Origin of the sequence: Psychroflexus salinarum (assembly GCF_042677225.1) — a bacterium.
In the GTDB taxonomy this organism is placed as follows: Bacteria; Bacteroidota; Bacteroidia; order Flavobacteriales; family Flavobacteriaceae; genus Psychroflexus; species Psychroflexus salinarum.
This window is the reverse complement of record NZ_JBHTIV010000009.1, coordinates 185970-211973: the sequence shown is the minus strand read 5'-3', so window position 1 is coordinate 211973 and position 26004 is coordinate 185970. Positions and strand designations below refer to the sequence as shown.

Here is a 26004-nt window from a genome sequence, read left to right as displayed (position 1 = left end):
TTAAAGATTAAGATAAGAAATGTTACAGCCTAAAAGAACAAAATTTCGTAAGCAGCAAAAGGGACGTATGAAAGGGGTCTCGCAGAGAGGTCACAGGCTTTCAAATGGAACTTTTGGAATCAAATCTTTAGATTCTTCTTTTGTTACTGCAAGACAAATTGAGGCTGCACGTATCGCAGCAACGCGTTACATGAAAAGGGAAGGTTCTATCTGGATTAAGATATTTCCAGATAAGCCTATTACCAAAAAGCCTCTTGAAGTCCGTATGGGTAAAGGTAAAGGTTCAGTAGAATATTGGGCAGCTGTAGTACAGCCAGGTCGTATTTTATTTGAAATCGGTGGTGTTCCTCAAGCTGTTGCTAAAGAAGCACTGAGATTGGCAGCCCAAAAATTACCCGTTAAAACAAAATTTATAGTCGCTAGAGATTATCAAGAATAAATAAAGATGAGACAATCTGAAGTAAAAGAGCTTTCGGTAGAAGAATTGCACGAAGAATTGACAAACCATCAGACTAAATTGGCTGATTTGAAAATGACTCATGTACTTTCTCCTTTAGAAAATCCTTCTGAAATTAAAAAAATCAGAAGAACAATTGCGAGAATCGCTACCGAAATCAATCAAAGAGAATTAGATTAATTCTACTTACAATGGAAAAAAGAAATTTAAGAAAAGAACGTATCGGTGTTGTGACGAGCAACAAAATGGATAAATCCATTGTCGTTTCTGAAGTCAAGAAGATAAAGCATCCAATGTATGGTAAGTTCGTTTTAAAAACGAAAAAATACGTTGCGCATGATGAAAAGAATGACTGTAATGACGGTGATACTGTAAGAATTATGGAGACAAGACCTCTTAGCAAAACAAAACGCTGGAGATTGGTTGATATAATTGAAAGAGCTAAATAACTATGGTACAACAAGAATCAAGATTAAGAGTAGCAGACAATACTGGTGCTAAATCAGTTTTAGTTATTCGTGTCCTTGGGGGTACGAATAGAAGATATGCTTCCGTTGGCGATAAAGTTGTAGTCAGCGTTAAAGAAGCTACTCCTAATGGTAATATAAAGAAAGGTGCTGTTTCTACAGCAGTAGTTGTTAGAACAAGTAAAGAAGTGAGACGTCCAGATGGCTCTTACATTCGCTTCGACGATAATGCCTGTGTTTTATTGAACCCAACAGGAGAAATGAGAGGTACACGTGTATTTGGACCAGTTGCCAAAGAACTTCGTGAAAATCAGTTTATGAAAATTGTTTCACTTGCACCTGAGGTGCTTTAAATCTATCATCATGAAAAGAAGTAGAATTAAAAAAGGTGATCAAGTAAGAGTAATTGCTGGTGATCATAAAGGAAAAGAAGGCAAAGTATTAGATATACTTGTAAAAAAAGATAAGGCCATTGTTGAAGAAGTCAATATGATTTCAAAACATCAAAAGCCCTCTGCAACAAATCCACAAGGTGGAATTACTAAAAAAGAAGCTCCTATCCATGTTTCTAATCTTTCACTTATCACAAAAGATGGTAAAACGACAAGACTTGGAACTAAAATAGAAGATGGCAAAAAAGTAAGAGTTGCTAAGAAAACAAATGAAGTGATTTAATTATGAGTTACGTACCAAGATTAAAAGAGGAATATAACAGCAAAATACTTCCAGCTCTTCGAGAAGAGTTTAGTTACTCAAATACTATGGAAGTGCCAAGACTCAAGAAGATTGTTTTGAGTAGAGGTGTTGGTGCAGCGATTGCAGATAAGAAATTAATAGATCACTCTATTGAAGAATTTTCTACAATTACTGGTCAGAAAGCTGTTCAGACTATGTCAAAAAAGGATGTTGCTTCTTTCAAATTAAGAAAGGGAATGCCGATAGGTGTTAAAGTGACTCTTCGTGGCTATAGAATGTATGAATTTTTGGATAGATTAATAACTTCAGCATTACCACGAGTTAGAGATTTCAACGGTATCAATCCAGATGGATTTGATGGTAGAGGAAATTATAACTTAGGTATTACTGAACAAATTATCTTTCCTGAAATAAACATTGATAGAGTGAATAGAATCTCAGGAATGGATATAAGTTTTGTAACATCAGCTCAAACTGATCAAGAGGCAAAATCATTATTGACAGAGATGGGATTACCATTTAAAAAGAAATAATTATGGCAAAGGAATCAATGAAAGCCCGTGAGGTGAAACGCCAGAAAATGGTTGAAAAATATGCTGAGAAAAGAAAAGCTTTGAAAGAAGCTGGAGATTTTGAAGCTTTACAAAAACTACCTAAGAATGCTTCTCCCGTGAGAATGCATAACCGATGTAAGCTTACAGGTAGACCAAAAGGATATATGAGACAATTTGGCCTTTCTAGAGTAATGTTTAGAGAGATGGCAAATCAAGGTCTTATCCCAGGGGTTAAAAAAGCAAGTTGGTAATTAATTTAAAAATGCAATAAAATGAATATTGATCCAGTTGCAGATTATTTAACTAGAGTTAGAAACGCAGTTTTAGCAACTCACAGAGTTGTAGAAATACCGGCTTCTAACCTAAAAAAGGAGATCACAAAAATATTGTTCGATCAAGGCTATATCTTAAGCTATAAATTTATTGATGATGATACACAAGGCATCATCAAAATAGCTTTAAAATATGACAAGTTTACTAACGATCCTGTAATTAAAAAATTACAGAGAGTCAGTAAGCCTGGTTTGAGAAAGTATTCCGGTTCTGATGAAATTCCTAGAGTTCTTAATGGACTTGGAATCTCTATCGTATCTACTTCTAAAGGAGTAATGACAGGAAAACAAGCTCAGAGAGAACATGTTGGAGGTGAGATTCTTTGTTACGTATACTAATATAAAAAGACAAAAATTATGTCAAGAATAGGTTATAGTCCAGTTAGTATTCCAGAAGGTGTTACAGTCGATTTAACAGATGATACTATTACAGTTAAAGGAAAGCTTGGTGAGTTGAAACAGACTTTTCAAGAAATTACTATCAAAATTGAAGACAACGAAATCACTTTTGAAAGACCTTCTGATAAGAAAACGCACAAAGCAAAGCATGGTTTATATAGATCATTAGTATATAACATGATTGAGGGGGTTACCAAAGGCTTTACTAAAGAATTAGAACTTGTTGGAGTTGGTTATAGAGCTTCAAATCAAGGTCAAAAATTAGATATTGCAGTTGGCTTTTCTCATAACATTGTTATAGATTTGGCGCCAGAAGTAAAGTTGGAAACTATCTCAGAAAAAGGTAAGAATCCGATTATAAAATTATCGTCATTTGACAAACAACTTGTTTCACAAGTAGCTGCTAAAATTCGTTCATTTAGACGACCTGAGCCGTACAAAGGAAAAGGTATCAGATACGTAGGTGAATATATAAGAAGAAAAGCAGGTAAATCAGCTTAATTATGGGATTTTCTAAAGAAAAAAGAAGACTTAAAATACGCAAGCGTGTAAGAAAAACAATTTCTGGAACACCAGAAAAGCCAAGGCTTTCTGTATTCAGAAGTAACAATGAAATTTATGCGCAATTGATTGATGATGTTAATGGAGTTACATTAGCTTCAGCATCTTCAAGAGATAAAGATATTGATGTTGCTAACAAAACGAAGTCTGAGGCTTCGATCGCTGTTGGTGAAGCTATAGCTAAGAAAGCAATAGATAAAAAAATCGACTCAATTTCTTTTGATAGAAGTGGTTATTTATATCACGGTAGAGTAAAATCATTAGCCGAAGGTGCTCGTAAAGGAGGCTTAAAATTTTAATATATGTATCAAGATTATAAAAATGTTGAAACAGTAAAACCAGGTGGGCTAGATCTTAAAGATCGTTTAGTTGGTGTTCAACGTGTTACAAAAGTTACAAAAGGTGGTAGAGCATTTGGTTTTTCTGCTATTGTTGTTGTAGGTGATGAAAATGGTGTAGTAGGCCATGGTTTAGGTAAATCTAAAGAGGTTGCTGATGCCATTTCTAAAGCCGTTGAAGATGCTAAGAAAAACTTAGTTAGAATTCCTTTATATAAATCTACATTGCCACATGAGCAGTTAGGTAAATATGGTGGAGCAAGAGTTTTCTTATTGCCTGCTTCTGAAGGTACTGGTGTTATCGCTGGTGGACCAACTCGTATGGTTTTGGAATCCGTTGGCGTTCATGATGTACTTTCTAAGAACCAAGGTTCATCTAACCCACACAATATGGTGAAAGCAACTTTTGATGCTCTTTTAAAACTAAGAGGTGCTGAACAAATTGCTAAGCAAAGAGGAATTACCCTCGAGAAATTATTTAATGGTTAAGACCCTTATTATGGCTAAAATTAAAGTTACAAAAACCAAGAGCGCTATTAAGCGACCAAAAAACCAAAAGCTTACTTTAGAAGCAATGGGTTTGAGAAAAATCGGCCAGTCAAATGAATTTGAAGTATCTGATTCATTGATGGGTATGATTAATAAAGTTAAACATTTAGTTTCTGTACAAGAAATAAACTAATATTATGGAATTACACAATTTAAAACCTGCTAGAGGTTCTGTGAAAACCACAAGCAAAAGACTCGGTAGAGGTGAGGCGACTGGTAACGGAGGTACAGCTGGTAGAGGACATAAAGGTGCAAAATCACGTTCTGGTTATTCTAGAAAAATTGGATTTGAAGGTGGTCAAATGCCTTTGCAAAGACGTGTTCCTAAATTTGGATTTACAAATCCTAATAGAGTTGAATACCAAACGATCAATTTAGATCGTCTACAAGAATTGGTAGACAACAACTCTATTTCAGATTCTGTAGATTTTAGCATTTTACATGCTATGGATCAAGTCAACAAAAACTTACCTCTAAAAGTTTTAGGTAGAGGTGAATTGAAAGCAAAATTGAAAGTTTCTGCTCATAAATTTTCTGCTTCTGCAAAGTCTGCAATTGAAGCAGCAGGAGGAGAAGCTGTCACTATTTAACTAATCACCTTATGAAGTTTTTTGAAACATTAAAGAATATTTGGAAAATAGAAGAATTGAAAAATAGAATTCTTCTCACTTTAGGTTTGTTATTGGTTTATCGATTTGGTGCCCAAATCGTTTTGCCTGGTATCGATGCAGCTCAATTAGCTAGTTTGTCATCACAAACTGATGGTGGAATTCTTGGTTTATTGAACGCTTTCACTGGTGGTGCATTTTCTAATGCTTCAGTTTTTGCATTAGGAATAATGCCTTATATTTCAGCTTCTATTGTTGTACAATTAATGACAATCGCTATTCCTTATCTTCAGAAACTTCAGAAAGAAGGTGACAGTGGAAGGAAAAAAATCACGCAAATCACAAGGTGGTTAACTATTGCTATTACGTTAGTTCAGGGTCCTGGTTATATTATCAATTTGTATAATATTTTACCTTCATCCGCATTTTTAATGGACAGCACATTTACCTTTGTAGCTTCTTCTGTTATTATCTTGACTACAGGTTGTATTTTTGCTATGTGGTTAGGTGAAAAGATTACTGATAAGGGAATTGGTAATGGAATTTCATTACTGATTATGGTTGGAATTATCGCTACATTACCACAGGCATTCATTCAAGAATTTATTTCTAGAGTAACTGAATCTAATGGTGGACTGATTTTAATTCTTATTGAATTAGTGATTTGGTTTGTAATCATCCTTGCATCTGTGATGTTAGTAAGAGCAGTAAGACAGATTCCTGTTCAGTATGCTAGAAAAAATGCTTCTGGTAAGTATGAAAAGGCTTCCGTTGGAGGTGCTAGACAATTTATTCCGTTGAGACTAAATGCTTCTGGTGTTATGCCGATCATTTTTGCTCAAGCTATCATGTTTATTCCAGCAGCAGTTGCTGGATTATCTGACACTGAAATGGCTCAAGGAATTACAGCCGCCTTCCAGGATATGTTTGGATTTTGGTATAATCTTACCTTTGGGATTTTAATTATTGTATTTACTTATTTCTATACAGCAATTACAGTCCCTACAAACAAAATGGCAGATGATTTAAAAAGAAGTGGTGGATTTATTCCTGGCATAAGACCGGGTGCTGAGACATCAGATTATTTGGATAGAATCATGTCACAAATTACACTACCAGGTTCTGTATTTTTGGCCTTAATTGCAATATTCCCAGCTATCGTTGTATCCCTTTTAAATGTACAACAAGGATGGGCTCTCTTCTTTGGAGGAACTTCTTTATTGATTATGGTAGGTGTAGCAATAGATACTATTCAGCAAGTAAATTCTTTCTTATTGAATAGGCATTATGATGGATTAATGAAATCTGGTAAAAATAGAAAAGCAGTAGCATAATTATGGCAAAACAACCCTCGATAGAACAAGATGGAACTATTATTGAAGCATTGTCAAATGCAATGTTTCGTGTAGAACTTGAAAATGAGCATATAGTTACAGCTCATATATCTGGTAAGATGAGAATGCACTACATTAAACTTTTACCAGGAGATAAAGTAAAATTAGAAATGAGTCCTTATGATTTGTCAAAGGCTCGTATAACCTATAGATATTAATTACTATGAAAGTAAGAGCATCAATAAAAAAGAGAAGTGCTGATTGTAAGATCGTTCGTAGAAAAGGACGTCTTTATGTCATTAACAAAAAGAATCCTAAATTTAAACAAAGACAAGGATAATTATGGCTAGAATTGCAGGTGTAGATATACCAAAACAAAAACGCGGAGTTATAGCTTTAACCTATATCTTCGGAATCGGTAAGAGCAGAGCTCAAAGAATACTTAGTGAAGCCGGTGTAGATGAAAGTACCAAAGTTTCAGATTGGAATGACGATCAAATCGGAAAGATAAGAGAAGCAGTTGGTAACTTTACAATAGAAGGTGAGTTAAGATCTGAAGTACAAATCAACATTAAGCGATTAATGGATATTGGTTGTTACAGAGGAATCAGACATAGATCTGGACTTCCATTGAGAGGCCAAAGAACTAAAAACAACTCCCGTACTAGAAAAGGAAGAAGAAAAACAGTTGCTAACAAGAAAAAGGTAACTAAATAATAATTAAAATGGCAAAGTCAACAACAAAAAAGCGTAAAGTAGTTGTAGATGCATATGGCGAAGCTCATATTTCTGCCTCTTTTAATAATATCATTGTTTCGTTAACAAACAAAAATGGTGATATTATTTCCTGGTCATCTTCTGGTAAGATGGGCTTTAGAGGTAGTAAAAAGAACACTCCTTATGCTGCACAATTATCTGCTGAAGATGCAAGCAAAGTTGCACATGAAGCTGGATTGCGTAAAGTAAAAGTTTATGTTAAAGGTCCTGGTAACGGAAGAGAATCTGCAATCAGATCTTTACATAATTCTGGTATAGAAGTTACCGAAATTATCGATGTAACACCAATACCTCACAATGGATGTAGACCTCCTAAGCGTAGAAGAGTCTAATTAATAATAATCATTACTATTATCGAAGGATAAGACCTTAATTCATAATAGAGATATAATAAATACTTAACAATGGCAAGATATACCGGTCCTAAAACCAAAATAGCAAGAAAATTTGGCGAATCCATTTTCGGTGACGACAAATCTTTTGAAAAAAGAAACTACCCTCCCGGACAACACGGGAATAACAGAAGAAGAGGCAAAAAGTCTGAGTACGCTGTACAGCTTATGGAAAAGCAAAAAGCTAAATATACTTACGGTATTTTAGAAAAGCAATTCCGTAATATGTTTAAAAAAGCAACCAGATCATCAGGTATTACTGGTGAAATCTTACTTCAATTATGTGAATCAAGATTAGACAATGTGGCTTTCAGATTAGGTATTGCACCATCTAGAAGTGCTGCAAGACAATTAGTATCACACAAGCATATTACTGTTAATGGTGAGTTAGTAAACATACCATCTTACCAAGTAAAACCAAATGATGTTGTTGGAATAAGAGAAAAATCTAAGTCTCTTAATGTAATCCAAGAATCTCTTTCAAATAGTAAATCTGTTCATGAATGGATGACTTGGAATAATGAGAAAATGCAAGGTACATTTGTAAATGTTCCAGAAAGATCTCAGATTCCTGAAAAAATTAATGAGCAATTCATCGTTGAATTGTATTCTAAATAATAACTGACAACACTCAAATTTATGGCATTATTTAATTTTCAAAAGCCCGATAAGGTAATCATGATTGATTCTACCGATTTTGAAGGCACTTTCGAATTTAGACCATTAGAACCAGGTTACGGTCTTACAGTAGGAAACGCTTTGCGTAGAGTATTGTTATCATCGCTAGAAGGTTTTGCAATCACATCAGTAAGAATAGAAGGTGTTGATCATGAATTCTCTACAATAGAAGGAGTTGTTGAAGATGTTACTGAAATTATTTTAAATCTTAAGCAAATCAGATTCAAGAAAAGAGCTGAAGATGTAGATAACGAAACTGTTTCTATCTCTTTCTCTGGAAATGAAAAAATGACAGCTGGTGATTTTCAAAAATATCTTACTGGTTTCGATATATTAAACCCAGATCTTGAAATTTGTACAATGGATAAGAAAGTATCTCTTAACCTTGAACTTACAGTTCAAAAAGGTAGAGGATACGTTCCGGCTGAAGAAAACAAAACTTCAAAAGCTCCTATTGGTACTATTTTCACAGATTCAGTCTTTACTCCCATTAAAAATGTAAAGTATAGTATAGAGAACTTTAGGGTTGAACAAAAAACTGATTACGAGAAATTAATTTTCGAAATAAGCAGTGATGGTTCAATTCATCCTAAAGATGCACTTACAGAAGCTGCAAAGACGTTGATTCATCACTTTATGTTGTTCTCTGATGAGAGAATAACATTAGAAACTGAAGAAATGTCTCAAGCTGAAACATACGATGAAGAATCTCTTCATATGAGACAATTACTTAAATCTAAATTAGTTGATTTAGATTTATCTGTACGAGCTCTTAATTGTTTAAAAGCTGCTGAAGTGGAAACTTTAGGAGATTTGGTTTCTCATAATAAAAGTGATTTAATGAAGTTTAGAAACTTTGGTAAAAAATCACTTACTGAATTAGAAGAACTGGTAGAAAATAAAGGTCTAGACTTTGGAATGGATCTTTCTAAATATAAACTTGACAAAGACTAGCTTTTTGTTAAGCTCAAAATACATTAATCATGAGACATAGAAAGAAATTTAATCACTTAGGAAGAACGTCCTCACATAGGAAAGCAATGCTTTCTAACATGGCATGTTCCCTAATTGAACATAAAAGAATAAACACTACAGTTGCCAAGGCTAAAGCCTTAAGAACATTTGTAGAGCCACTTATCACTAAATCTAAATTGGATACAACTCATAATCGTCGTTTGGTTTTTTCTAAATTGAAAGACAAATATATGGTAGCTGAGCTTTTTAGAGAAGTTGCTCCTAAAGTTGGAGAACGTCCAGGTGGTTATACACGTATTATTAAGCTTGGTAACAGACTTGGAGATGCTGCTGAAATGGCAATGATAGAACTTGTTGATTTCAACGATGTTTATACTCCTGGCAAGAAACAAGCTAAGAAGAAATCTACAAGAAGAGCTGGTAAAAAAGTAAAAGTTGAAGACCAGACTGAAACTTCAAATGATTCTGAAACTAAAACTGATGAGGCTTAATAAACTTCACATATTTAAATCAATTAAAAGGGTAAACTTTAGCTAGTTTATCCTTTTTTTTATTTTTACACTTATGAAATATAATTTAAAAACACCTGCAGTAATTCTCCTTGCTGATGGAACTCTTTTCCATGGCAAAACAACCAAACCTTTTGATTCCAACCGTTTAGGAGAAATTTGTTTTAATACAGGCATGACTGGTTATCAGGAGATATTTACGGATCCATCTTATTTTGGCCAAATTATGGTAACTACAAATGCTCATATTGGTAATTACGGAGTGAATTCAGATGAAAGTGAATCCGATTCTGTAAAAATATCCGGTCTGATTTGTAAAAACTTTTCGTTTACACCTTCTAGAGTAAACTCTGATATGTCTTTAGAAAAGTTTTTAGAAGATGCTCATTTGCCAGTCATTTTTGATGTAGATACTAGAGCTCTTGTCTCACACATCAGACAGCATGGTGCTATGAATGCTGTAATGTCTACAGATACAAATAATATTGACGACCTTAAAGAAGAATTGTCCAATCATCCATCTATGAAAGGGCTTGAATTGGCCTCTAAGGTATCCACTAAAGAACCATATACACTTGGAGATAAACTTTCTGATCATAAGGTCGCAGTTCTAGATCTTGGTACCAAGAAAAATATCTTAAGGAGACTAACAGATAGGGGTGCTTTTATAAAGGTTTTTCCTTATAATTCTTCTTTTGAGGATCTCATGGAGTGGAACCCTACTGGTATTTTAATCTCAAATGGTCCTGGTGATCCTGAACCATTAACTTCAGCAATTGAAGTTGCTAAAAAGTGTATTCAAAATGAGGTTCCTACATTCGGAATTTGTTTAGGTCATCAAATTATTGCATTAGCTATGGATATTCCTACATTAAAGATGCATAACGGTCATCGAGGTATAAATCACCCCATTCAGAACCTTAAAACTGGAAAAAGTGAAATAACTTCACAAAATCATGGATTTACAATTGATAAAGATTCTACAGTAAATAATTCTCAAGTTGAAATTTCACATATTCATTTGAATGATGATTCAGTTGCCGGAATAAATATAAAAAATAAACCTTGTTTTTCGGTTCAATATCACCCCGAAGCAGGCCCAGGACCAAACGATGCTACCTATTTGTTTGATGATTTTTTTGATATGATGTCTAAACTAAAAGTTGAAGCATAAAAAAAGTGGGCATTTGCCCACTTTTTTATTTGTTTTAAATAATTATTTAAGGAAGCATTACAGTATCAACTACATGGATTATACCATTAGATTGATTAACATCAGCGATTGTTACAGTTGCTATACTGCCTTTAGAATCTTTTATTTTTACATTTTTACCATCTAGCATAGCTGTAAGAGTTCCTCCGCTTAAAGTCTTTAATTCAGCTTTTCCATTTCCTTTTTCTATAGCCTCAATAACATCTTTTGCACTAAACTTACCAGCAATGACATGGTAAGTTAATACAGTCTGAAGTTGTTTTCTGTTCTCTGGTTTTAAAAGTGTTTCCACCGTTCCATCTGGAAGATTACCAAAGGCTATGTTTGTAGGAGCAAAAACAGTAAAAGGCCCACCACTTGATAACGTTTCTACAAGCTCAGCTGCTTTTATAGCAGCTACTAGTGTTGTATGCTCTTTTGAATTTACTGCATTTTCAATAATATTTTTTGTAGGATACATTTCAGCACCTCCAACCATTTTAGTTTGGGCATTAGTAAATGTTGTTACTAGAATACTCATTACTAGTAGTAGTTGTGTTTTTAGACTTTTCATAGTGTTTATTTTTAAATATTAACTAAATGTACGTAAGTAAGGTGCTGATGGTTTTTGTATTCTTATATTTTAACTAGATATTTTAAGAGATTGATCACATAAGTAAATAAAAAATTAATCAGCTATAACGTTTTAGCTTAATTCAAGCCTATATAGAAGAGGAGGAAAGATACTAACTTAAGCTTTAATTTAGTAAATTGCAATAAACCAAAAATCAGATAATATGAGTGCAATTTTAGACATACACGCAAGACAAATTTTCGATTCTAGAGGTAACCCAGCTATTGAAGTTGATGTAGTTACTGAAATGGGAACTTTAGGAAGATTTGCTGTTCCTTCTGGAGCTTCTACTGGAGTTCATGAGGCTGTAGAGTTGAGAGATGGAGGCAAGGATTATATGGGAAAAGGCGTTTCCAAAGCTGTAGAAAACGTAAACACTACAATCGCTGATAGTTTGCTAGGCATTTCCGTATTTGAGCAGTCTGAAATTGATCAAATAATGATTGACCTAGATGGAACTGAAAATAAATCTAAACTTGGAGCAAATGCTATTTTAGGAGTTTCGTTAGCTGCTGCCAAAGCTGCTGCAAACGAACTTAATTTACCTTTGTATAGATACATTGGAGGAGTTTCAACAAATACGCTTCCAGTTCCTATGATGAATATCATAAATGGAGGATCTCATAGTGATGCTCCTATTGCTTTTCAAGAATTCATGGTGATGCCAGTGAAAGCAGAAGATTTTTCACATGCTTTAAAAATGGGAACAGAAATTTTCCATCACTTAAAAAAGGTCCTTAAAGAAAGAAATTTGAGTACAGCTGTAGGTGACGAAGGAGGTTTTGCTCCAAAGCTAGAGGGAACAGAAGATGCTTTAGATTCCATAAAATTAGCAGTAGAGAATGCAGGTTATAAATTTGGAGATGAAGTTATGATTGCCTTAGATTGTGCAGCTGCTGAATTTTATGAAGATGGTAAATACAATTACAAAAAATTTGAAGGCGATTCAGCAAAGACTATGTCTTCTGAAGAGCAGGCAAGTTACTTAGCCGAGCTTTCAGAAAAGTATCCTATCATATCTATTGAAGATGGAATGGATGAAGATGATTGGGACGGATGGAAAATATTGACTGATAAAATCGGTGATAAAGTTCAGCTTGTAGGAGATGATCTTTTTGTTACTAACGTGAAGCGTCTGCAAAAAGGAATTACAAACAACATTGCCAACTCTATTTTGATAAAAGTCAATCAAATAGGAACACTTACAGAAACTATCGCTGCTGTAAATCTTGCTCACAATGCAGGATATACCTCTGTAATGTCTCACAGATCTGGTGAAACTGAAGACAATACTATTGCAGATTTAGCAGTAGCTCTATCTACAGGACAAATTAAAACTGGCTCTGCTTCGAGAAGTGATCGTATGGCAAAATATAATCAATTAATCAGAATTGAAGAAGAACTAGGCAGCAATGCGTACTTTCCAAAAATGAATGCTTTTAAAATTAAAAAGTAATCTATTTGCAGTAGATGTAAATTAAATATTAAATTAACGTAAGCTTAGGCGTTAACAGGCTCTTCATAATGTTTGTTAACGCTTTTTTAACACGATTTTTTGTAAATTTGATACTTAATGAAAATCGAAAAAAAATACAATATATGGACGCAAAAATTAGTTTTGACGGTAAGGATTATTCCTTTCCAGTAGTAAAAGGGAGTGAAGACGAATTTGCAATAGATATTTCCAAACTGAGAGGTTCAACCAATGGACTTATTACTCTGGATAGAGGGTTTAAAAATACAGGTTCTTGTGAAAGCGCAATTACTTTTTTAAATGGAGAAGAAGGTATATTAAGATATAGAGGTTATGCTATTGAAGATTTGGCAGATAATGCTAGTTTTCTTGAAGTAGCTTACTTGTTGATTTTTGGTGAATTACCAAATAAGACTGAGCTTGATAATTTCTATTCAGATATAAAGAAGGAGTCTCACGTAGATGAAGATGTGAAGAAAATTCTTGACGGATTCCCAAAATCTGCACACCCAATGGGTGTAGTTTCGTCTTTAACAAATGCTCTTATTGCCTTTAATCCATCATCTGTAAATGTTGATTCTGAGGAAGACATGTATAAGGCAATTGTGAAATTACTTGCTAAATTTCCAGTTATCTGTGCCTGGGCTTTACGCAAATCTAAAGGGCAGCCATTAGACTATGGTGATAATAGTTTAAATTATGTCGATAATGTCTTGAAAATGATGTTCAAGAAACCTAATGAAGATTATAAAGTTGATCCAGTTGTTTCTTCGGCATTAAATAAACTTTTGATCCTGCATGCAGACCATGAGCAAAATTGCTCAACATCAACTGTAAGAATTGTAGGGTCTTCTCACGCTGGGTTATTTGCTTCAATCTCTGCTGGTGTTTCTGCATTATGGGGTCCACTTCACGGTGGCGCAAATCAGGCAGTTATCGATATGCTAGAAGGAATTAAAGAAGATGGTGGTGATACTAAAAAGTACATGTCTAAGGCAAAAGACAAAGAAGATCCTTTTAGATTAATGGGATTTGGACACAGAGTTTATAAAAACTTTGATCCAAGAGCAAAGATTATTAAAAAATCAGCAGACGAAGTTTTAAATAATCTTGGAGTACAAGAACCTGTTTTGGATATAGCTAAAGGTTTAGAGAAAGAAGCGTTGGAAGATGATTATTTCGTAAAAAGAAAGTTATACCCTAACGTAGATTTCTATTCAGGAATTATCTACAGAGCGTTGGATATACCAACAAATATGTTTACTGTTATGTTTGCTCTTGGTAGGCTTCCAGGTTGGATTGCTCAATGGAGAGAAATGCGTCTACAAAAAGAGCCTATTGGAAGACCAAGACAGGTTTATACCGGTGAAACTCATAGAGAGTTAAAACCAATTGAAAAAAGATAAAAAAAAGATTTAAAAAAATTACTATGAAAAAGATTTTAATGTTATTGCTTTCAACAACACTATTGGTTAGTTGTGGTGGAGATGGCAAAAAAGAAGAGAAAAAAGATAATTCTATAAAGTTAAATACTCAAGCTGAACCTAAAGAAGAGAAAGAAGATGGTGTAACTAGAGTTTATTTAACCGGTAGTGACCAGATGAAATTCAATAAGAATGAAATCGTAGTTAACGCTGGAGATAAAGTAGTCTTAACTTTTGAGCACGTAGGGAAAATGTCCAAAGAGACAATGGGACATAACTTTGTACTTCTTAAAAAGGGAACGAACGTTCAAGAATTTGGGCAAGAAGCTTTAGAATATAAGGATAACGATTATATTCCTGAAGATACAAATGCAATCATAACTCATACTAAAATGCTTGGTGGTGGTGAAAAAACAGAAATTACTTTTGAAGCTCCTGAAAAAGGTAATTACGATTACATCTGTAGCTTTCCTGGTCACGTTGCATTAATGAATGGAATTTTGGTTGTTAAGTAATTTAATACTAGTAAAAGCTAAAAAGCCTTTCAGATTCTTCTGAAAGGCTTTTTTTATGCATTCATATAAAATATAATATATCTTTTAGTATTTAATCGGTGTATTATCCTGTGGGAGGCTATTCTTTATAAACTCTCTGATATCATCATTCGCATTTTTTAAATCCTCTTTTCTCAGATACATCATATGACCACTTTCATAAGTTTTGAAGTGAAGTCTGTCCTTCATTTTTCCGCTTTCATCAATATGCCACATTGTATACTTCGCATTGAAATAGGTGGTAGCGCCATCAAATAGTCCAGACTGGATCAATACTTCCATGCTTGAGTTTTGAGCCATAGCTTGTCTTAACTGTTTTCCTGTATTGTTATTCTGCGTCCTATCCCAAGGGTACACATTGCCAAACATATTGTATTTCAAATCTGTTTTATAGTTAAGCTCGTTTTTAATATAGTGGTTAATAGCAGGAGTAAAGGAATGAAGCCAAGAGGTTAGTTCTGAATTATAATCAGGTCTAGTGCCTGCCTCTTTTTCATCTAATCCTAGATATCTAGAATCTAATCTTCCTACCGTATACCCATCATCAATTTTGAGAGTTTTCCAAAATGTATTAAAAGGCACTTCTAAATTGTTTTGTAGAAAAACCTTCTCATCAACACTAGAGTAATAAGACATTTTTTCTACAATCTTCATTTTCTTTTCAGAGTCTAAAAATCCACCTTTTGTAAGAGCTGGTATAAGTTCCTGAATCGTGAAATTTTCAACTTCTTCTAGCATATCTAGGATTGGTTTGTCTTGTAATTCTGGAGCTAGTTTATTGTGATACCAAGCAGCAGCAGCAAAGTATGGTAATCTATTTGCTACTTCTATAGGACCATCTCTTTCGATACCAAGCTCAGTAGGAGAGACGAGGATGACTCCATTGATATACATCCAGTGTGAATTTTGAAGCTCATTAGCTAGGCCAGAAACTCGAGTAGTACCATAGCTTTCTCCGATAAGGTATTTTGGAGCTAACCATTTATCTTTTCTGCTAACAAAAGTGTTTATCCACTCTGCCAAGTAATTAATATCTGCATTAACGCCAAAAAAAGTCTTTTTATTAAAATTTCCTTTTTCGTCTAAGACAGGCCTAGAGTGACCAGTATTTACTGGATTTACATATACTATATCTGCAACGTCTAGAATACTGTGTGGATTTTCCTTAAAACCATAAGGTTGTACAGGGAAGCCTTCATCACTTATGTTTAATATTCTAGGTCCAGTATATGCGAGATGCATCCAAACTGATGCAGAACCAGGTCCGCCGTTAAATGATATAACTAGAGGTTTTTCTTCTGAGTTTTTTCCCTTATCATTTTCAGCTTTATAATAGGTAAACTGAATCCCAGCTATTGGCTTACCTTGGTCATCCCAAACAGGTTGCATACCGGTTTCTGCGGTGTAATTTAATTTCTTACCGTTGATAGTAACTTCATGATTAGTAATCACTGTTTCATCCACGTTGAACTCTACAGATTGAGAAAGCACCATAGAGGTGCTTAAAATGGTGATAACTGCTAATATTTTTTTCATATTTCTGAATTTTGCTCTAATATAATTAAGCTTTTTTAGTTGGTCTAAAATATTTCAATAATATTACTCCCTTTGATATCTCTAGATCATTTAAGCTTTAAGAAATTAATTGGATATAATTAGAAATATGATAATACAATCGGAAAGCAGGGGCAACTTCAAGATTAATCTAGGTATGAAAATGATATATTTAAATAGAATCATTTTCAGTTCTATCTCCTTCTCATTACTTCTATAGTAAAGATTGTGTAAATCAATTATAGTGTTATTATAACCAAATAACGTCTTTATTTTTAATGTGATAATTTTAGAACTAAATCGGTACATCAAAAAAAAGCCGCTTCTATGAAAGAAACGGCTTTAAATTTACTCTATATAGGGGATGCTTACATCATTCCTGGCATTCCACCTCCCATTGGTGGCATTCCGCCGCCACCATTATCATCTTCCTTTATGTCCACAAGAGCACATTCTGTAGTAAGAATCATTCCTGAAACAGATGCTGCGTTCTCTAAAGCGATACGAGTAACCTTTTTAGGATCTATGATACCGGCTTTAAGCATGTCTACGAAAGTGTTGGTTTTAGCGTCATAACCTTGAGTTCCTTCAAGAACTTTGTTAATAACCACAGATGCTTCACCACCAGCGTTTTCTACAATGGTTCGCATTGGAGATTCGATAGCTTTTGCGATGATATTGATTCCTGTTTGTTCATCTGCATTTTCAACTTTAAGACCTTCTAGAGCTTTTAAAGTTCTGATTAATGCTACGCCACCACCAGCGACAATACCCTCTTCTACAGCTGCACGTGTTGCGTGAAGTGCATCATCTACTCTATCTTTCTTCTCTTTCATTTCTACTTCAGAAGCTGCACCTACGTAAAGTACGCCAACACCACCAGAAAGTTTAGCTAGACGTTCTTGTAACTTTTCTTTATCATAGTCGCTTGTAGTAGATTCTAACTGAGCTTTAATTTGGTTCACACGGTTAACGATGTTGTCCTTTTCTCCAGCTCCGTTCACTATAGTTGTGTTGTCTTTGTCTATAGTTACGTTCTCTGCAGTACCTAGCATGTCTAAGGTAGCGTTTTCTAAAGTGAATCCGCGTTCTTCAGAAATAACAGTTCCACCTGTAAGTATAGCGATATCCTCCAACATTGCTTTTCTACGGTCGCCAAATCCTGGTGCTTTCACAGCAGCGATTTTTAATGAACCTCTTAATTTATTGACTACTAGCGTTGCTAAAGCTTCACCTTCTATATCTTCAGCAATAATCAATAAAGGTTTTCCGCTTTGTGCAGCTGGTTCTAATACAGGAAGTAAATCCTTCATAGAATTAATCTTTTTATCCACAATCAAGATGTATGGATTCTCAAGATCTGTAGTCATTTTTTCACTATCAGTAACGAAGTATGGTGATAAATAACCTCTGTCAAACTGCATACCTTCTACGACATCAACATAGGTTTCAGTTCCTTTAGCTTCTTCTACAGTGATAACACCTTCTTTACCAACTTTACCAAATGCTTCAGCGATTAATTCACCAATTTGGTCATCATTGTTGGCTGAAATTGAAGCTACTTGTTTGATCTCTTCTGAAGTATCTCCAACTGATTTTGCTTGTTTTGTCAATTCTGCAACAACAGCCTCTACAGCTTTGTCAATCCCTCTTTTGAGATCTAGAGGATTTGCTCCTGAAGCTACGTTCTTTAAGCCTTCTTTTACGATGGCTTGAGCCAATACAGTTGCAGTAGTTGTACCGTCACCTGCAAGATCGTTGGTTTTGGAAGCTACTTCCTTTACCATTTGAGCTCCCATATTTTCTAAAGGATCTTCTAATTCGATTTCTTTAGCAACGCTTACACCATCTTTGGTGACCATAGGAGCGCCAAACGATTTTCCTATGATGACATTACGACCTTTTGGTCCTAAGGTTACTTTTACAGCGTTAGCTAGTGCATCAACACCTCTTTTTACGCCATTTCTTGCTTCAATATCAAAAATTATATCTTTTGCCATTTTATCTAGTTTTTTGTTGATTATTTGGTTTAAACGATTGCAAGGATGTCATCCTCTCTCATGATGAGATAATCGTGATCTTCATGCTTTAGTTCGGTTCCTGAAAACTTTCCATAGAGCACCATATCTCCAACTTTTACTGTCATAGTATGGTCTTTTTTCCCACTTCCTACAGCTACTACTTTGCCACGTTGTGGCTTTTCTTTAGCGGTTTCTGGAATGATGATTCCAGAAGCTGTTTTAGTTTCTGCGGCTTGAGGCTCTACAAGCACTCTATCTGCCAATGGTTTAATGTTTACTGCCATTATAAATGAGTTTTTATGTTTAACTTTCTACTGATTAGTCTAAAAGTGTGCCAATGCATAAGTACTGCCAAGAACTTAAAAAAAAATGCCAGCTTGTCACAAGCTGGCATTTTGATATTTTAAATTGTATAGTCTTCTTATTCTACTGGAGGTAGATCATTGGACTGTGTATTTTCTATCGGAGCTTGATTTTCATCAAGTAATTTTGAATCTTGTCCTGTTCTATTGCTTATGATGGTCACATTGGATAACAATATCAAAATCAATAGCAGTGTTGCTAAAGCCCAGGTACTTTTATCTAAAAAATCTGAGGTTTGTTTTACGCCACCTACTTGCTGGGAACCACCACCACCAAATGATGAGGATAAGCCGCCGCCCTTAGGGTTTTGAACCATAATAACAACGATTAGCAAAAAGGCTACAATTACAATTAGGATTAAAAATATGGAAAATGTACTCATTATATTTTATTTTCTTTAAGTCTTTCTATTTCTTGAATTTGGTCTGCAAAGAAAGTACTTTTTTCGGGATTATTCAAAATTAATATCTTAAATGCTTGAATTGCTTTGTCGTATCGTTTTTGCTCCATATAGACCCTGGCTAGAGTCTCAGTCATAAGGCTAGATGAAGGTTCATGTTTCGCTATTATTTTTTCTGAAGTTTCATAAGATTTTGTAGGGACAATTTTAGGGTTATTTTTTATGAATTCATCAATGACCTGAAATTGGGGGTTTGCAACAAATTTTTCTCTCGTATCTTGCTTTTCTTCAAGAGGTTCAATTTGAGTTAATTTCAACCATTCTTTAAAGGAGTGAGTTTCTGAAGAGTTAAAATTTAAAGGTTTCCCTGTTTCTTTAGTAGGAGTTATTTCTTTTTCCACAAAAAGTTCCGGATCGTTTATCTGCTCTACCATTTCTTCATTGATTTCGAATTCCGCATTCTCTTTTTCATGCTTGATCAATAAATCAATTCTGGTGGCAATTTCAAGTTGAGAAAATTCCTCTGAGGTAATGTAATCAAATAAGACAGCTCTATCTTGGGTTCTAGCCGCAGTTTTTTTTAAGAATCTATTGTAATTAAAACTCCCGTAATGTTTTAAAAGTTTCAATTTTAAAGCATAAAGAGGCTGGAAGTAAGGATATTTCTCCATAGCCTCATCGATAAAACTTGAGGTTTTAATCTCAAATTTTATTGGTGTTTTGATGAGGTCAAGTAAAGTATCCTTTTCCATTACCAATTGGTTAGTGAAGCGTTAAAGACATCTTGAGTAATTCTCGTAAATATTTCATCAATAGCTTCCTCTTTTTGAGCTCCAGTTAATTGTGCATTTCCTGGAAAATCAAAATAGAAAGAAAACCTTTGTTCGAAATCTTTTTCTGGGTCTAAAGTGTTATAAAACCTGACGTTTACTTCTATGGTAAGTCTACTTTGAGCAGCTCTGCTATCTGCTGTTGCAGTCATAGGTGCTACATAATATCTTGTAATTTCGCCTTCATAAATCAAATCTCCGTTGGTGTTTACTAAGCTTAACTTTGTTTGATTAAGAATTAAATCTTGAAGCTGTAGAGTAAAATCCCTGTCAATACCTGGCTCAACAAGTTGCGCTGTATTCTGGAAGAAGTTTACTTGGTATGTTTCTGCGTTACCAGTATCTGCTCCTGTGAATGAATAATAGCCACAAGATTGTAAACTTAAAATCGAAAATAACGCAATTATAAATCTTATTTTCATTACAGGTCGTATTGCTTAATTTTTCTGTATAATGTTCTTTCGCTTATGCCCAATTCGTCAGCTGCAGGTTTACGCTTACCTTGATGGCGATCAAGAGATTTCTTTATAAGTTCCACTTCTTTGTCTTGAAGTGATAAGGTCTCTTCTTCCTCGATATCTTCAGCGTAATCGTATGGATCTTCAATTTTTGGCTCTGCCTCTCTATTTTTTTTCTGATTTGGGAGCTGTAAAATTTCCAACTGCTCCTCGTGTGTTTCATCAGAAAATTCTTTTTCAGAAGAAGAATCCCCATAAACTTTCTTGATGAGGTTGATGTTCTCTTCTTTGAAGGTCTCATCATTTTCCTTTTCCATGAGTTCCATGGTCAGTTTTTTAAGGTCATTCAAGTCGCTTTTCATATCAAAAAGCACTTTATAAAGAATTTCCCTTTCATTGCTGAAATCGCCTTTATTACTGCTTTTTTCTCCCGAAATTACCGAAGGTAGATTTGAGCTTTTTGGTAAATAATGACTCAAAGTAGTTTCATCAACTTCTCTGTTGGTCTCTAAAACTGAAACTTGTTCAGTTACGTTTTTGAGCTGTCTAATGTTTCCCGGCCAACTACAATTTTCCAGGGCCTTTACGGCTCTGTCCGTAAGTCTAATTGTTGGCATTTTATATTTCAAAGCGAAGTCCGAAGCAAACTTTCTAAACAATAAGTGAATATCACTGCGTCTCTCTCTTAATGGTGATAGATGAATTTCTACAGTATTTAATCTATAATATAAATCCTCTCTAAATTTATTATCCTTGATGGCTTGGATCATATTTACATTGGTAGCAGCAACTATTCTCACACTCGATTTTTGAACTTTGGAGGACCCTACTTTTATAAATTCTCCTGTTTCAAGTACTCTAAGCAATCTAACTTGAGTTGTTAAAGGCAATTCTCCTACTTCATCAAGGAAAATGGTGCCGCCATCGGCTTCTTTGAAGTATCCGTCTCTTGCTTGATTGGCCCCGGTAAAAGCTCCTTTTTCATGTCCAAATAACTCGCTATCTATAGTTCCTTCCGGGATAGCACCACAGTTAACGGCAATGTATTTAGCATGCTTTCTATGGGATAAGGCATGAATAATTTTAGGTAAACTTTCTTTACCAACTCCACTTTCTCCCGTAACTAAAACCGAAATGTCTGTAGGAGCTACACGTATAGATTTTTCTATCGCCCTGTTGAGGCTTGGATCGTTTCCTATGATTTCAAATCGCTGTTTTACAGCTTGTGGTGATTCCATATTCTGATTTTAATTTAGGATAAAGTTGGTTGCATAGGTCCGTATCCTACAGCTTCACCAATTAATGTAGCAGTTGTGCAATCTTTCATTTTTACAAGAACATAATCGCCTACTTTATAATCCCCTTTTGGAAAAACTACTGTTGTGTTTTGGGTATTTCTACCACTCCATTGGAGATTAGATTTTTTGGATTCTTTTTCAATTAATACTTCTTCAATTTGTCCAAGGTGTTTTTCCGTTGTTAAGCGAGAATGTTCTTGTTGCAAATCAATGATTTCTTGAAGCCTTCTCTTCTTTGTAGATTCCGGGACATCATCTTCAAATTTCTTGGCGCCCAGAGTTCCGGGACGTTCAGAATAAGTGAACATATAGCCAAAATCATATTTGACATATTTCATAAGAGATAAAGTATCTTGATGATCCTCTTCAGTTTCTGAAGGGAAACCAGCAATCATATCTTGGGAAATTCCGCAATCAGGCATTATTGACCTGATGTTGTCAATCAATTTGAAATATTCTTCACGTGTATGTAGTCGATTCATTTTCTTCAAAATTCTATCGCTACCACTTTGTACTGGCAAATGGATGTAATTACAGATATTTCTATGCTTGGACATGACTTCAATTACATCTAGAGTCATATCTTGAGGATTGGAAGTTGAGAAGCGAATGCGCATACCTGATTGTGCTTTAGCAACCATATCAAGCAAATCAGCAAAATTAACTGCAGTTGCTTTTTGCATTTCGGTAGCATTTTTAAAATCTTTTTTTAAGCCTCCTCCATACCACAAGTAGCTATCAACATTTTGTCCAAGTAAAGTGATTTCTTTGAAGCCTTTAGACCACAAATCATTGATCTCGTCCAAAATACTTTTGGGATCACGACTTCTTTCTCTTCCTCTCGTAAAAGGAACCACACAAAAAGTGCACATATTGTCGCAACCTCTAGTGATAGAAACAAATGCAGAAACGCCGTTGCTTTGCAGTCTTACAGGGGAAATATCTCCATAAGTTTCTTCTTTAGAAAGAATCACATTGATGGCATCTCTACCATTTTCAACTTCGTCTAATAAGTTTGGTAAATCTTTATAGGCATCTGGTCCTACAACAAGATCAACAATTTTTTCTTCTTCTAGGAACTTATGTTTCAATCGCTCAGCCATGCATCCTAAAACTCCAACTTTCATGGAAGGATTATCTTTTTTTATAGCATTGAATTTCTCTAAGCGTTTTCTAACTGTTTGCTCTGCCTTGTCTCTAATGGAACAAGTATTAACAAGAACTAAATCTGCTTCAGCTAGTTCTTTTGTGGTGTTGTAGCCTTGTTTGTCTAAAATGGAAGCTACGATTTCACTATCACTAAAGTTCATAGCACATCCGTAGCTTTCAATATAAAGCTTCTTTGAATTGCTTTTTTTCTCTTCTTTTACCAGAGTTTGGCCTTGTAGAGTTTCGTCAATAATCTTCTCCATGTAAAGCTGTAAAATTTTGTACAAAGATACACGATATGGATTTACTGACAAACTGTCATTTTATTCTTTTCGAAATTCATTTTGGAGAAAAAAGATTAAGTTTGAGTTAATGAGAAAATACTTAAATGACGTTCTTAAATTGAAATCCAAAAAATCGTATACTTTTGCAATATAAATAATATCCAATGGCAAAAAATCTAGTAATTGTTGAGTCTCCTGCCAAAGCTAAGACTATAGAAAAATTTTTAGGAAAAGATTATAAAGTGGCCTCCAGTTTTGGTCACATTGCAGATTTGCCTTCAAAAGAGCTTGGAGTTGATGTTGATAATGATTTTAAACCAACCTATATCGTTAATAGCGATAAGAAAGACGTGGTAAGAAAACTTACCAAGATGGCAAAAGAATCTGAAACGGTCTGGCTGGCAAGTGATGAAGATAGAGAGGGAGAAGCCATAGCTTGGCATTTGTCTGATGAGTTAAAACTGGATGAAGCAAAAACAAGACGTATTGTTTTTTCTGAAATAACTGAATCTGCCATTAAAAATGCAATCGAAAACCCTAGAGAAATTGATTATAATCTTGTAAATGCACAAAAGGCTAGACGGGTTTTGGATCGATTAGTAGGTTATGAATTGTCTCCCATATTATGGAGAAAAGTAAAAGGCGGTTTGTCTGCTGGAAGAGTTCAATCTGTCTCAGTTCGGTTAATAGTTGAAAGAGAGCGTGAGATTTTAGATTTCAATCCTGAAGTGTTTTACAGAGTTGATGCTGAGTTTAAAACAGAGCAAGGTTCTAGTTTTAAAGCAAAACTTCCAAAAAACTTAGATTCTAAAAAAGAAGCTGAAGCATTTCTTGAAGCTCAGAAACAGGCTAGTTTTGAAGTAAGTGATCTCACCAAAAAACCAGCAAAGAAATCTCCTGCTCCACCGTTTACTACTTCTACCTTACAGCAGGAAGCTGCTAGAAAACTATATTTCTCTGTAAGCAAAACAATGAATATGGCACAGCGTCTTTATGAAGCCGGTCATATTACTTATATGAGAACTGACAGTGTGAATTTATCTAAGCAGGCAAAACAAAGTGCAGAAGATGAAATTAAAAGTGCTTACGGAGATAAGTATCATAAAGCCAGAAATTATAAAGGGAAATCTAAAGGCGCTCAGGAAGCTCACGAAGCTATAAGGCCAACAAATTTTGCTGTACATCAAATTGATGCTGAACGTGACCAGCAAAGACTTTATGAGTTGATCTGGAAACGAGGAATTGCTTCACAGATGAGTGATGCAGCTTTAGAAAGAACCAACGTCAGAATTTCTTCAGATAAAGATGATAGAGAATTCTCAGCTAATGGTGAGGTTGTGAAATTTGACGGGTTCCTAAAAGTTTATCTGGAAGGGAAAGATGAAGAAGACGAGGAGCAAAGTGGACTTCTTCCTGCAATGAAAGTAGGTGAGTCTCTTCTTAATCAATTTATTCAAGCTACTGAACGTTATACAAGACCGCCATCTCGTTACACAGAAGCTGCGCTTGTGAAAAAGCTTGAAGAACTCGGTATTGGTAGACCTTCTACTTATGCTCCTACAATTTCAACTATTCAGAATAGAAAATACATAGAAAAAGGAAATGTAGATGGAACTGAACGCAAGTACATCCAGTATACATTCAAAAATGATGATATTAAAACGAAAACACTTTCAGAAAAAGTAGGAAGTGATAAGGGGAAACTGGTTCCTACAGATGTTGGAATGGTAGTGAATGACTTTTTAGTCAAGCACTTTAAAGGTATACTCGATTATAACTTCACAGCCAAACTCGAACAAGATTTTGATGAGGTGGCAGAAGGAAACGCTAAATGGACAAAGGTGATGAAAGACTTTTACGTCCATTTTCATCCTAATGTTTTAGACGTTGCAGCAAATGCAGATAGGGAAGTTGGTGAGAGAATTCTAGGTAAAGATCCAGAATCTGGGAAACCAGTGAGTGCGCGTTTAGGAAAATTTGGTCCAATGGTACAGATTGGCTCCGTAGAAGATGATGAAAAGCCAAGATTTGCAAGTTTAAAGCCAAGCCAGACTTTAAATTCTGTCACCTATGAGGAAGCGATGGATTTGTTTAAACTTCCTAAACAACTTGGGGAATACAAGGATGAAGAAGTAGAGGCGAATATTGGCAGGTATGGTCCTTATGTTCGTTATGGCAAGAAGTTCGTTTCTCTAGAGAAAGGCGAAGATCCTTTGGATATATCCTATGAACGTGCTATCGAATTAATTAAGGCAAAAGAGAAAGCTGAGGAACCTATTTATTACTATCAGGATAAAGGAGTTCAGAAAGGGGTTGGTCGTTTTGGTCCATATTTGAAGTGGGATGGAATGTTTATTAATGTGAATAAAAAATATGATTTTGATAATTTAAGTGAGGATGATATCGTCGAATTGATCGAGGATAAAATTCAGAAGGAAAAAGATAAATTAATCCACCACTGGGAGGAGCAGGGTATCAAACTGGAAAAGGCAAGATGGGGTCGATACAAACTATCAAAGGGTAAAACGAAAGTCGAACTTCCTAAGACAACGGATGCTGAGGGAATGGCGCTTGATGAGGCTGAAGCAATACTTGAGAAGAATACAAAAACAAAGAAAAAGCCAGCTAAAAAGAAAACTGCTTCTAAAGCTAAGAAAACAACGACCAAAAAAAAGGCAACTACTAAAACAAAGAAATCTACCACCAAAAAATCGACAAATACAAAATCTAAGTCGAAATAATT

General features: G+C 34.8%; 35 protein-coding genes. 26 read left to right on the top strand and 9 right to left on the bottom strand.

Annotated elements, in window-relative coordinates; translation table 11 throughout:
* Window positions 1-19 precede the first annotated feature (19 nt).
* From rplP to carA, 22 genes are all read left to right on the top strand, one after another.
* Window positions 20-439 (top strand): 50S ribosomal protein L16, encoded by a 420-nt coding sequence (gene rplP / locus ACFQ0R_RS08915; RefSeq protein WP_224453483.1) that lies wholly within the window; start codon window positions 20-22, stop codon window positions 437-439.
* Window positions 440-445: 6 nt separating this feature from the next.
* Complete coding sequence (gene rpmC / locus ACFQ0R_RS08910; RefSeq protein WP_379658015.1) at window positions 446-637, top strand: 50S ribosomal protein L29; 192 nt, start codon at window positions 446-448, stop codon at window positions 635-637.
* Between the two features lie 11 nt (window positions 638-648).
* Window positions 649-906, top strand: coding sequence for a 30S ribosomal protein S17 (gene rpsQ / locus ACFQ0R_RS08905; RefSeq protein ID WP_019039497.1), 258 nt, complete (start codon window positions 649-651; stop codon window positions 904-906).
* 2 nt (window positions 907-908) lie between these two features.
* The gene (rplN, locus tag ACFQ0R_RS08900) at window positions 909-1277 is read left to right on the top strand and encodes a 50S ribosomal protein L14 (protein ID WP_019039498.1); all 369 of its coding nucleotides are present in this window, start codon (window positions 909-911) and stop codon (window positions 1275-1277) included.
* A gap of 10 nt (window positions 1278-1287) precedes the next feature.
* Window positions 1288-1599 (top strand): 50S ribosomal protein L24, encoded by a 312-nt coding sequence (gene rplX, locus ACFQ0R_RS08895; RefSeq protein WP_224459850.1) that lies wholly within the window; start codon window positions 1288-1290, stop codon window positions 1597-1599.
* Between the two features lie 2 nt (window positions 1600-1601).
* Window positions 1602-2153, top strand: a complete 552-nt coding sequence (gene rplE, locus ACFQ0R_RS08890) for a 50S ribosomal protein L5 (RefSeq protein WP_379658014.1) — start codon at window positions 1602-1604, stop codon at window positions 2151-2153.
* Window positions 2154-2155: 2 nt separating this feature from the next.
* Window positions 2156-2425 (top strand): 30S ribosomal protein S14, encoded by a 270-nt coding sequence (rpsN, locus tag ACFQ0R_RS08885; protein ID WP_224487569.1) that lies wholly within the window; start codon window positions 2156-2158, stop codon window positions 2423-2425.
* 21 nt (window positions 2426-2446) lie between these two features.
* Window positions 2447-2845, top strand: a complete 399-nt coding sequence (gene rpsH / locus ACFQ0R_RS08880) for a 30S ribosomal protein S8 (protein ID WP_379658013.1) — start codon at window positions 2447-2449, stop codon at window positions 2843-2845.
* Between the two features lie 18 nt (window positions 2846-2863).
* A complete protein-coding gene (gene rplF / locus ACFQ0R_RS08875; RefSeq protein WP_379658012.1) occupies window positions 2864-3406 on the top strand; it encodes a 50S ribosomal protein L6 in 543 nt (180 codons plus the stop codon).
* A gap of 2 nt (window positions 3407-3408) precedes the next feature.
* A complete protein-coding gene (gene rplR, locus ACFQ0R_RS08870; RefSeq protein ID WP_379658011.1) occupies window positions 3409-3765 on the top strand; it encodes a 50S ribosomal protein L18 in 357 nt (118 codons plus the stop codon).
* A gap of 3 nt (window positions 3766-3768) precedes the next feature.
* Complete coding sequence (rpsE, locus tag ACFQ0R_RS08865; protein ID WP_379658010.1) at window positions 3769-4293, top strand: 30S ribosomal protein S5; 525 nt, start codon at window positions 3769-3771, stop codon at window positions 4291-4293.
* 10 nt (window positions 4294-4303) lie between these two features.
* Window positions 4304-4486 carry a 50S ribosomal protein L30 gene (gene rpmD, locus ACFQ0R_RS08860; RefSeq protein WP_093364563.1) on the top strand — a complete coding sequence of 61 codons (183 nt, stop codon included), beginning with the start codon at window positions 4304-4306 and terminating at the stop codon, window positions 4484-4486.
* A 4-nt stretch (window positions 4487-4490) separates the two neighbouring features.
* Complete coding sequence (rplO, locus tag ACFQ0R_RS08855) at window positions 4491-4943, top strand: 50S ribosomal protein L15 (protein ID WP_379658009.1); 453 nt, start codon at window positions 4491-4493, stop codon at window positions 4941-4943.
* Window positions 4944-4954: 11 nt separating this feature from the next.
* Complete coding sequence (secY, locus tag ACFQ0R_RS08850; RefSeq protein WP_379658008.1) at window positions 4955-6295, top strand: preprotein translocase subunit SecY; 1341 nt, start codon at window positions 4955-4957, stop codon at window positions 6293-6295.
* A gap of 2 nt (window positions 6296-6297) precedes the next feature.
* Window positions 6298-6513, top strand: a complete 216-nt coding sequence (gene infA, locus ACFQ0R_RS08845) for a translation initiation factor IF-1 (protein ID WP_093364570.1) — start codon at window positions 6298-6300, stop codon at window positions 6511-6513.
* 5 nt (window positions 6514-6518) lie between these two features.
* Window positions 6519-6635 (top strand): type B 50S ribosomal protein L36, encoded by a 117-nt coding sequence (ykgO, locus tag ACFQ0R_RS08840; protein WP_015361145.1) that lies wholly within the window; start codon window positions 6519-6521, stop codon window positions 6633-6635.
* A 2-nt stretch (window positions 6636-6637) separates the two neighbouring features.
* Window positions 6638-7012 (top strand): 30S ribosomal protein S13, encoded by a 375-nt coding sequence (rpsM, locus tag ACFQ0R_RS08835; RefSeq protein ID WP_379658007.1) that lies wholly within the window; start codon window positions 6638-6640, stop codon window positions 7010-7012.
* Between the two features lie 8 nt (window positions 7013-7020).
* A complete protein-coding gene (rpsK, locus tag ACFQ0R_RS08830; RefSeq protein WP_093364575.1) occupies window positions 7021-7404 on the top strand; it encodes a 30S ribosomal protein S11 in 384 nt (127 codons plus the stop codon).
* A gap of 72 nt (window positions 7405-7476) precedes the next feature.
* Complete coding sequence (gene rpsD / locus ACFQ0R_RS08825) at window positions 7477-8082, top strand: 30S ribosomal protein S4 (RefSeq protein WP_379658006.1); 606 nt, start codon at window positions 7477-7479, stop codon at window positions 8080-8082.
* 21 nt (window positions 8083-8103) lie between these two features.
* On the top strand, window positions 8104-9096 hold the full coding sequence (locus ACFQ0R_RS08820; protein WP_224459841.1) for a DNA-directed RNA polymerase subunit alpha: 993 nt from the start codon (window positions 8104-8106) through the stop codon (window positions 9094-9096).
* 29 nt (window positions 9097-9125) lie between these two features.
* Window positions 9126-9608, top strand: a complete 483-nt coding sequence (gene rplQ, locus ACFQ0R_RS08815) for a 50S ribosomal protein L17 (RefSeq protein WP_379658005.1) — start codon at window positions 9126-9128, stop codon at window positions 9606-9608.
* Window positions 9609-9681: 73 nt separating this feature from the next.
* Window positions 9682-10800, top strand: coding sequence for a glutamine-hydrolyzing carbamoyl-phosphate synthase small subunit (gene carA, locus ACFQ0R_RS08810; protein ID WP_379658004.1), 1119 nt, complete (start codon window positions 9682-9684; stop codon window positions 10798-10800).
* A 46-nt stretch (window positions 10801-10846) separates the two neighbouring features.
* On the opposite strand, the gene ACFQ0R_RS08805 is transcribed toward carA, so the two are convergent.
* Window positions 10847-11392 carry a fasciclin domain-containing protein gene (locus ACFQ0R_RS08805; protein ID WP_379658003.1) on the bottom strand — a complete coding sequence of 182 codons (546 nt, stop codon included), beginning with the start codon at window positions 11390-11392 and terminating at the stop codon, window positions 10847-10849.
* A gap of 223 nt (window positions 11393-11615) precedes the next feature.
* Between ACFQ0R_RS08805 and eno the strand changes: the two genes are divergently transcribed.
* The 3 genes from eno (at window position 11616) to azu (ending at window position 14865) form a co-directional block, all read left to right on the top strand.
* Window positions 11616-12908, top strand: coding sequence for a phosphopyruvate hydratase (gene eno / locus ACFQ0R_RS08800; RefSeq protein ID WP_379658002.1), 1293 nt, complete (start codon window positions 11616-11618; stop codon window positions 12906-12908).
* A 143-nt stretch (window positions 12909-13051) separates the two neighbouring features.
* Window positions 13052-14332 carry a citrate synthase gene (locus ACFQ0R_RS08795; RefSeq protein ID WP_379658001.1) on the top strand — a complete coding sequence of 427 codons (1281 nt, stop codon included), beginning with the start codon at window positions 13052-13054 and terminating at the stop codon, window positions 14330-14332.
* Between the two features lie 23 nt (window positions 14333-14355).
* Window positions 14356-14865: an azurin gene (gene azu / locus ACFQ0R_RS08790; RefSeq protein ID WP_379658000.1), complete on the top strand. Its 510-nt coding sequence runs from the start codon at window positions 14356-14358 to the stop codon at window positions 14863-14865.
* Between the two features lie 84 nt (window positions 14866-14949).
* Here azu and ACFQ0R_RS08785 read toward each other — a convergent pair whose 3' ends face one another.
* The 8 genes from ACFQ0R_RS08785 to miaB all read right to left on the bottom strand — a co-directional run bounded on the left by ACFQ0R_RS08785 (window position 14950) and on the right by miaB (window position 23240).
* Entirely contained in the window at window positions 14950-16440 is a 1491-nt protein-coding gene (locus tag ACFQ0R_RS08785) for a S10 family peptidase (protein WP_379657999.1), read from the bottom strand.
* A gap of 386 nt (window positions 16441-16826) precedes the next feature.
* A complete protein-coding gene (groL, locus tag ACFQ0R_RS08780) occupies window positions 16827-18458 on the bottom strand; it encodes a chaperonin GroEL (protein ID WP_379657998.1) in 1632 nt (543 codons plus the stop codon).
* Between the two features lie 29 nt (window positions 18459-18487).
* On the bottom strand, window positions 18488-18763 hold the full coding sequence (locus ACFQ0R_RS08775; RefSeq protein WP_379657997.1) for a co-chaperone GroES: 276 nt from the start codon (window positions 18761-18763) through the stop codon (window positions 18488-18490).
* Window positions 18764-18900: 137 nt separating this feature from the next.
* Window positions 18901-19224: a preprotein translocase subunit SecG gene (gene secG, locus ACFQ0R_RS08770; protein ID WP_379657996.1), complete on the bottom strand. Its 324-nt coding sequence runs from the start codon at window positions 19222-19224 to the stop codon at window positions 18901-18903.
* Complete coding sequence (locus ACFQ0R_RS08765; RefSeq protein WP_379657995.1) at window positions 19224-19994, bottom strand: hypothetical protein; 771 nt, start codon at window positions 19992-19994, stop codon at window positions 19224-19226. The genes secG and ACFQ0R_RS08765 overlap by 1 nt, the downstream gene beginning before the upstream one ends.
* Window positions 19994-20494, bottom strand: coding sequence for an LptE family protein (locus ACFQ0R_RS08760; RefSeq protein WP_379657994.1), 501 nt, complete (start codon window positions 20492-20494; stop codon window positions 19994-19996). The genes ACFQ0R_RS08765 and ACFQ0R_RS08760 overlap by 1 nt, the downstream gene beginning before the upstream one ends.
* Window positions 20494-21768 carry a sigma 54-interacting transcriptional regulator gene (locus ACFQ0R_RS08755; protein WP_379657993.1) on the bottom strand — a complete coding sequence of 425 codons (1275 nt, stop codon included), beginning with the start codon at window positions 21766-21768 and terminating at the stop codon, window positions 20494-20496. Before ACFQ0R_RS08755 ends, ACFQ0R_RS08760 begins: the two co-directional genes overlap by 1 nt.
* A gap of 14 nt (window positions 21769-21782) precedes the next feature.
* Window positions 21783-23240, bottom strand: a complete 1458-nt coding sequence (gene miaB / locus ACFQ0R_RS08750; RefSeq protein WP_379657992.1) for a tRNA (N6-isopentenyl adenosine(37)-C2)-methylthiotransferase MiaB — start codon at window positions 23238-23240, stop codon at window positions 21783-21785.
* Between the two features lie 185 nt (window positions 23241-23425).
* On the opposite strand from miaB, the gene topA reads away from it, so the two are divergent.
* Window positions 23426-26002 (top strand): type I DNA topoisomerase, encoded by a 2577-nt coding sequence (gene topA / locus ACFQ0R_RS08745; protein ID WP_379657991.1) that lies wholly within the window; start codon window positions 23426-23428, stop codon window positions 26000-26002.
* Window positions 26003-26004: the final 2 nt, after the last annotated feature.

Excerpts from the sequence above, each read along its gene's own strand:
- rplP (WP_224453483.1), top strand. The coding sequence starts at position 20 with ATGTTACAGCCTAAAAGAACAAAATTTCGTAAGCAGCAAAAGGGACGT.
- rpmC (WP_379658015.1), top strand. The coding sequence starts at position 446 with ATGAGACAATCTGAAGTAAAAGAGCTTTCGGTAGAAGAATTGCACGAA.
- rpsQ (WP_019039497.1), top strand. The coding sequence starts at position 649 with ATGGAAAAAAGAAATTTAAGAAAAGAACGTATCGGTGTTGTGACGAGC.
- rplN (WP_019039498.1), top strand. The coding sequence starts at position 909 with ATGGTACAACAAGAATCAAGATTAAGAGTAGCAGACAATACTGGTGCT.
- rplX (WP_224459850.1), top strand. The coding sequence starts at position 1,288 with ATGAAAAGAAGTAGAATTAAAAAAGGTGATCAAGTAAGAGTAATTGCT.
- rplE (WP_379658014.1), top strand. The coding sequence starts at position 1,602 with ATGAGTTACGTACCAAGATTAAAAGAGGAATATAACAGCAAAATACTT.
- rpsN (WP_224487569.1), top strand. The coding sequence starts at position 2,156 with ATGGCAAAGGAATCAATGAAAGCCCGTGAGGTGAAACGCCAGAAAATG.
- rpsH (WP_379658013.1), top strand. The coding sequence starts at position 2,447 with ATGAATATTGATCCAGTTGCAGATTATTTAACTAGAGTTAGAAACGCA.
- rplF (WP_379658012.1), top strand. The coding sequence starts at position 2,864 with ATGTCAAGAATAGGTTATAGTCCAGTTAGTATTCCAGAAGGTGTTACA.
- rplR (WP_379658011.1), top strand. The coding sequence starts at position 3,409 with ATGGGATTTTCTAAAGAAAAAAGAAGACTTAAAATACGCAAGCGTGTA.
- rpsE (WP_379658010.1), top strand. The coding sequence starts at position 3,769 with ATGTATCAAGATTATAAAAATGTTGAAACAGTAAAACCAGGTGGGCTA.
- rpmD (WP_093364563.1), top strand. The coding sequence starts at position 4,304 with ATGGCTAAAATTAAAGTTACAAAAACCAAGAGCGCTATTAAGCGACCA.
- rplO (WP_379658009.1), top strand. The coding sequence starts at position 4,491 with ATGGAATTACACAATTTAAAACCTGCTAGAGGTTCTGTGAAAACCACA.
- secY (WP_379658008.1), top strand. The coding sequence starts at position 4,955 with ATGAAGTTTTTTGAAACATTAAAGAATATTTGGAAAATAGAAGAATTG.
- infA (WP_093364570.1), top strand. The coding sequence starts at position 6,298 with ATGGCAAAACAACCCTCGATAGAACAAGATGGAACTATTATTGAAGCA.
- ykgO (WP_015361145.1), top strand. The coding sequence starts at position 6,519 with ATGAAAGTAAGAGCATCAATAAAAAAGAGAAGTGCTGATTGTAAGATC.
- rpsM (WP_379658007.1), top strand. The coding sequence starts at position 6,638 with ATGGCTAGAATTGCAGGTGTAGATATACCAAAACAAAAACGCGGAGTT.
- rpsK (WP_093364575.1), top strand. The coding sequence starts at position 7,021 with ATGGCAAAGTCAACAACAAAAAAGCGTAAAGTAGTTGTAGATGCATAT.
- rpsD (WP_379658006.1), top strand. The coding sequence starts at position 7,477 with ATGGCAAGATATACCGGTCCTAAAACCAAAATAGCAAGAAAATTTGGC.
- ACFQ0R_RS08820 (WP_224459841.1), top strand. The coding sequence starts at position 8,104 with ATGGCATTATTTAATTTTCAAAAGCCCGATAAGGTAATCATGATTGAT.
- rplQ (WP_379658005.1), top strand. The coding sequence starts at position 9,126 with ATGAGACATAGAAAGAAATTTAATCACTTAGGAAGAACGTCCTCACAT.
- carA (WP_379658004.1), top strand. The coding sequence starts at position 9,682 with ATGAAATATAATTTAAAAACACCTGCAGTAATTCTCCTTGCTGATGGA.
- ACFQ0R_RS08805 (WP_379658003.1), bottom strand. The coding sequence starts at position 11,392 with ATGAAAAGTCTAAAAACACAACTACTACTAGTAATGAGTATTCTAGTA.
- eno (WP_379658002.1), top strand. The coding sequence starts at position 11,616 with ATGAGTGCAATTTTAGACATACACGCAAGACAAATTTTCGATTCTAGA.
- ACFQ0R_RS08795 (WP_379658001.1), top strand. The coding sequence starts at position 13,052 with ATGGACGCAAAAATTAGTTTTGACGGTAAGGATTATTCCTTTCCAGTA.
- azu (WP_379658000.1), top strand. The coding sequence starts at position 14,356 with ATGAAAAAGATTTTAATGTTATTGCTTTCAACAACACTATTGGTTAGT.
- ACFQ0R_RS08785 (WP_379657999.1), bottom strand. The coding sequence starts at position 16,440 with ATGAAAAAAATATTAGCAGTTATCACCATTTTAAGCACCTCTATGGTG.
- groL (WP_379657998.1), bottom strand. The coding sequence starts at position 18,458 with ATGGCAAAAGATATAATTTTTGATATTGAAGCAAGAAATGGCGTAAAA.
- ACFQ0R_RS08775 (WP_379657997.1), bottom strand. The coding sequence starts at position 18,763 with ATGGCAGTAAACATTAAACCATTGGCAGATAGAGTGCTTGTAGAGCCT.
- secG (WP_379657996.1), bottom strand. The coding sequence starts at position 19,224 with ATGAGTACATTTTCCATATTTTTAATCCTAATTGTAATTGTAGCCTTT.
- ACFQ0R_RS08765 (WP_379657995.1), bottom strand. The coding sequence starts at position 19,994 with ATGGAAAAGGATACTTTACTTGACCTCATCAAAACACCAATAAAATTT.
- ACFQ0R_RS08760 (WP_379657994.1), bottom strand. The coding sequence starts at position 20,494 with ATGAAAATAAGATTTATAATTGCGTTATTTTCGATTTTAAGTTTACAA.
- ACFQ0R_RS08755 (WP_379657993.1), bottom strand. The coding sequence starts at position 21,768 with ATGGAATCACCACAAGCTGTAAAACAGCGATTTGAAATCATAGGAAAC.
- miaB (WP_379657992.1), bottom strand. The coding sequence starts at position 23,240 with ATGGAGAAGATTATTGACGAAACTCTACAAGGCCAAACTCTGGTAAAA.
- topA (WP_379657991.1), top strand. The coding sequence starts at position 23,426 with ATGGCAAAAAATCTAGTAATTGTTGAGTCTCCTGCCAAAGCTAAGACT.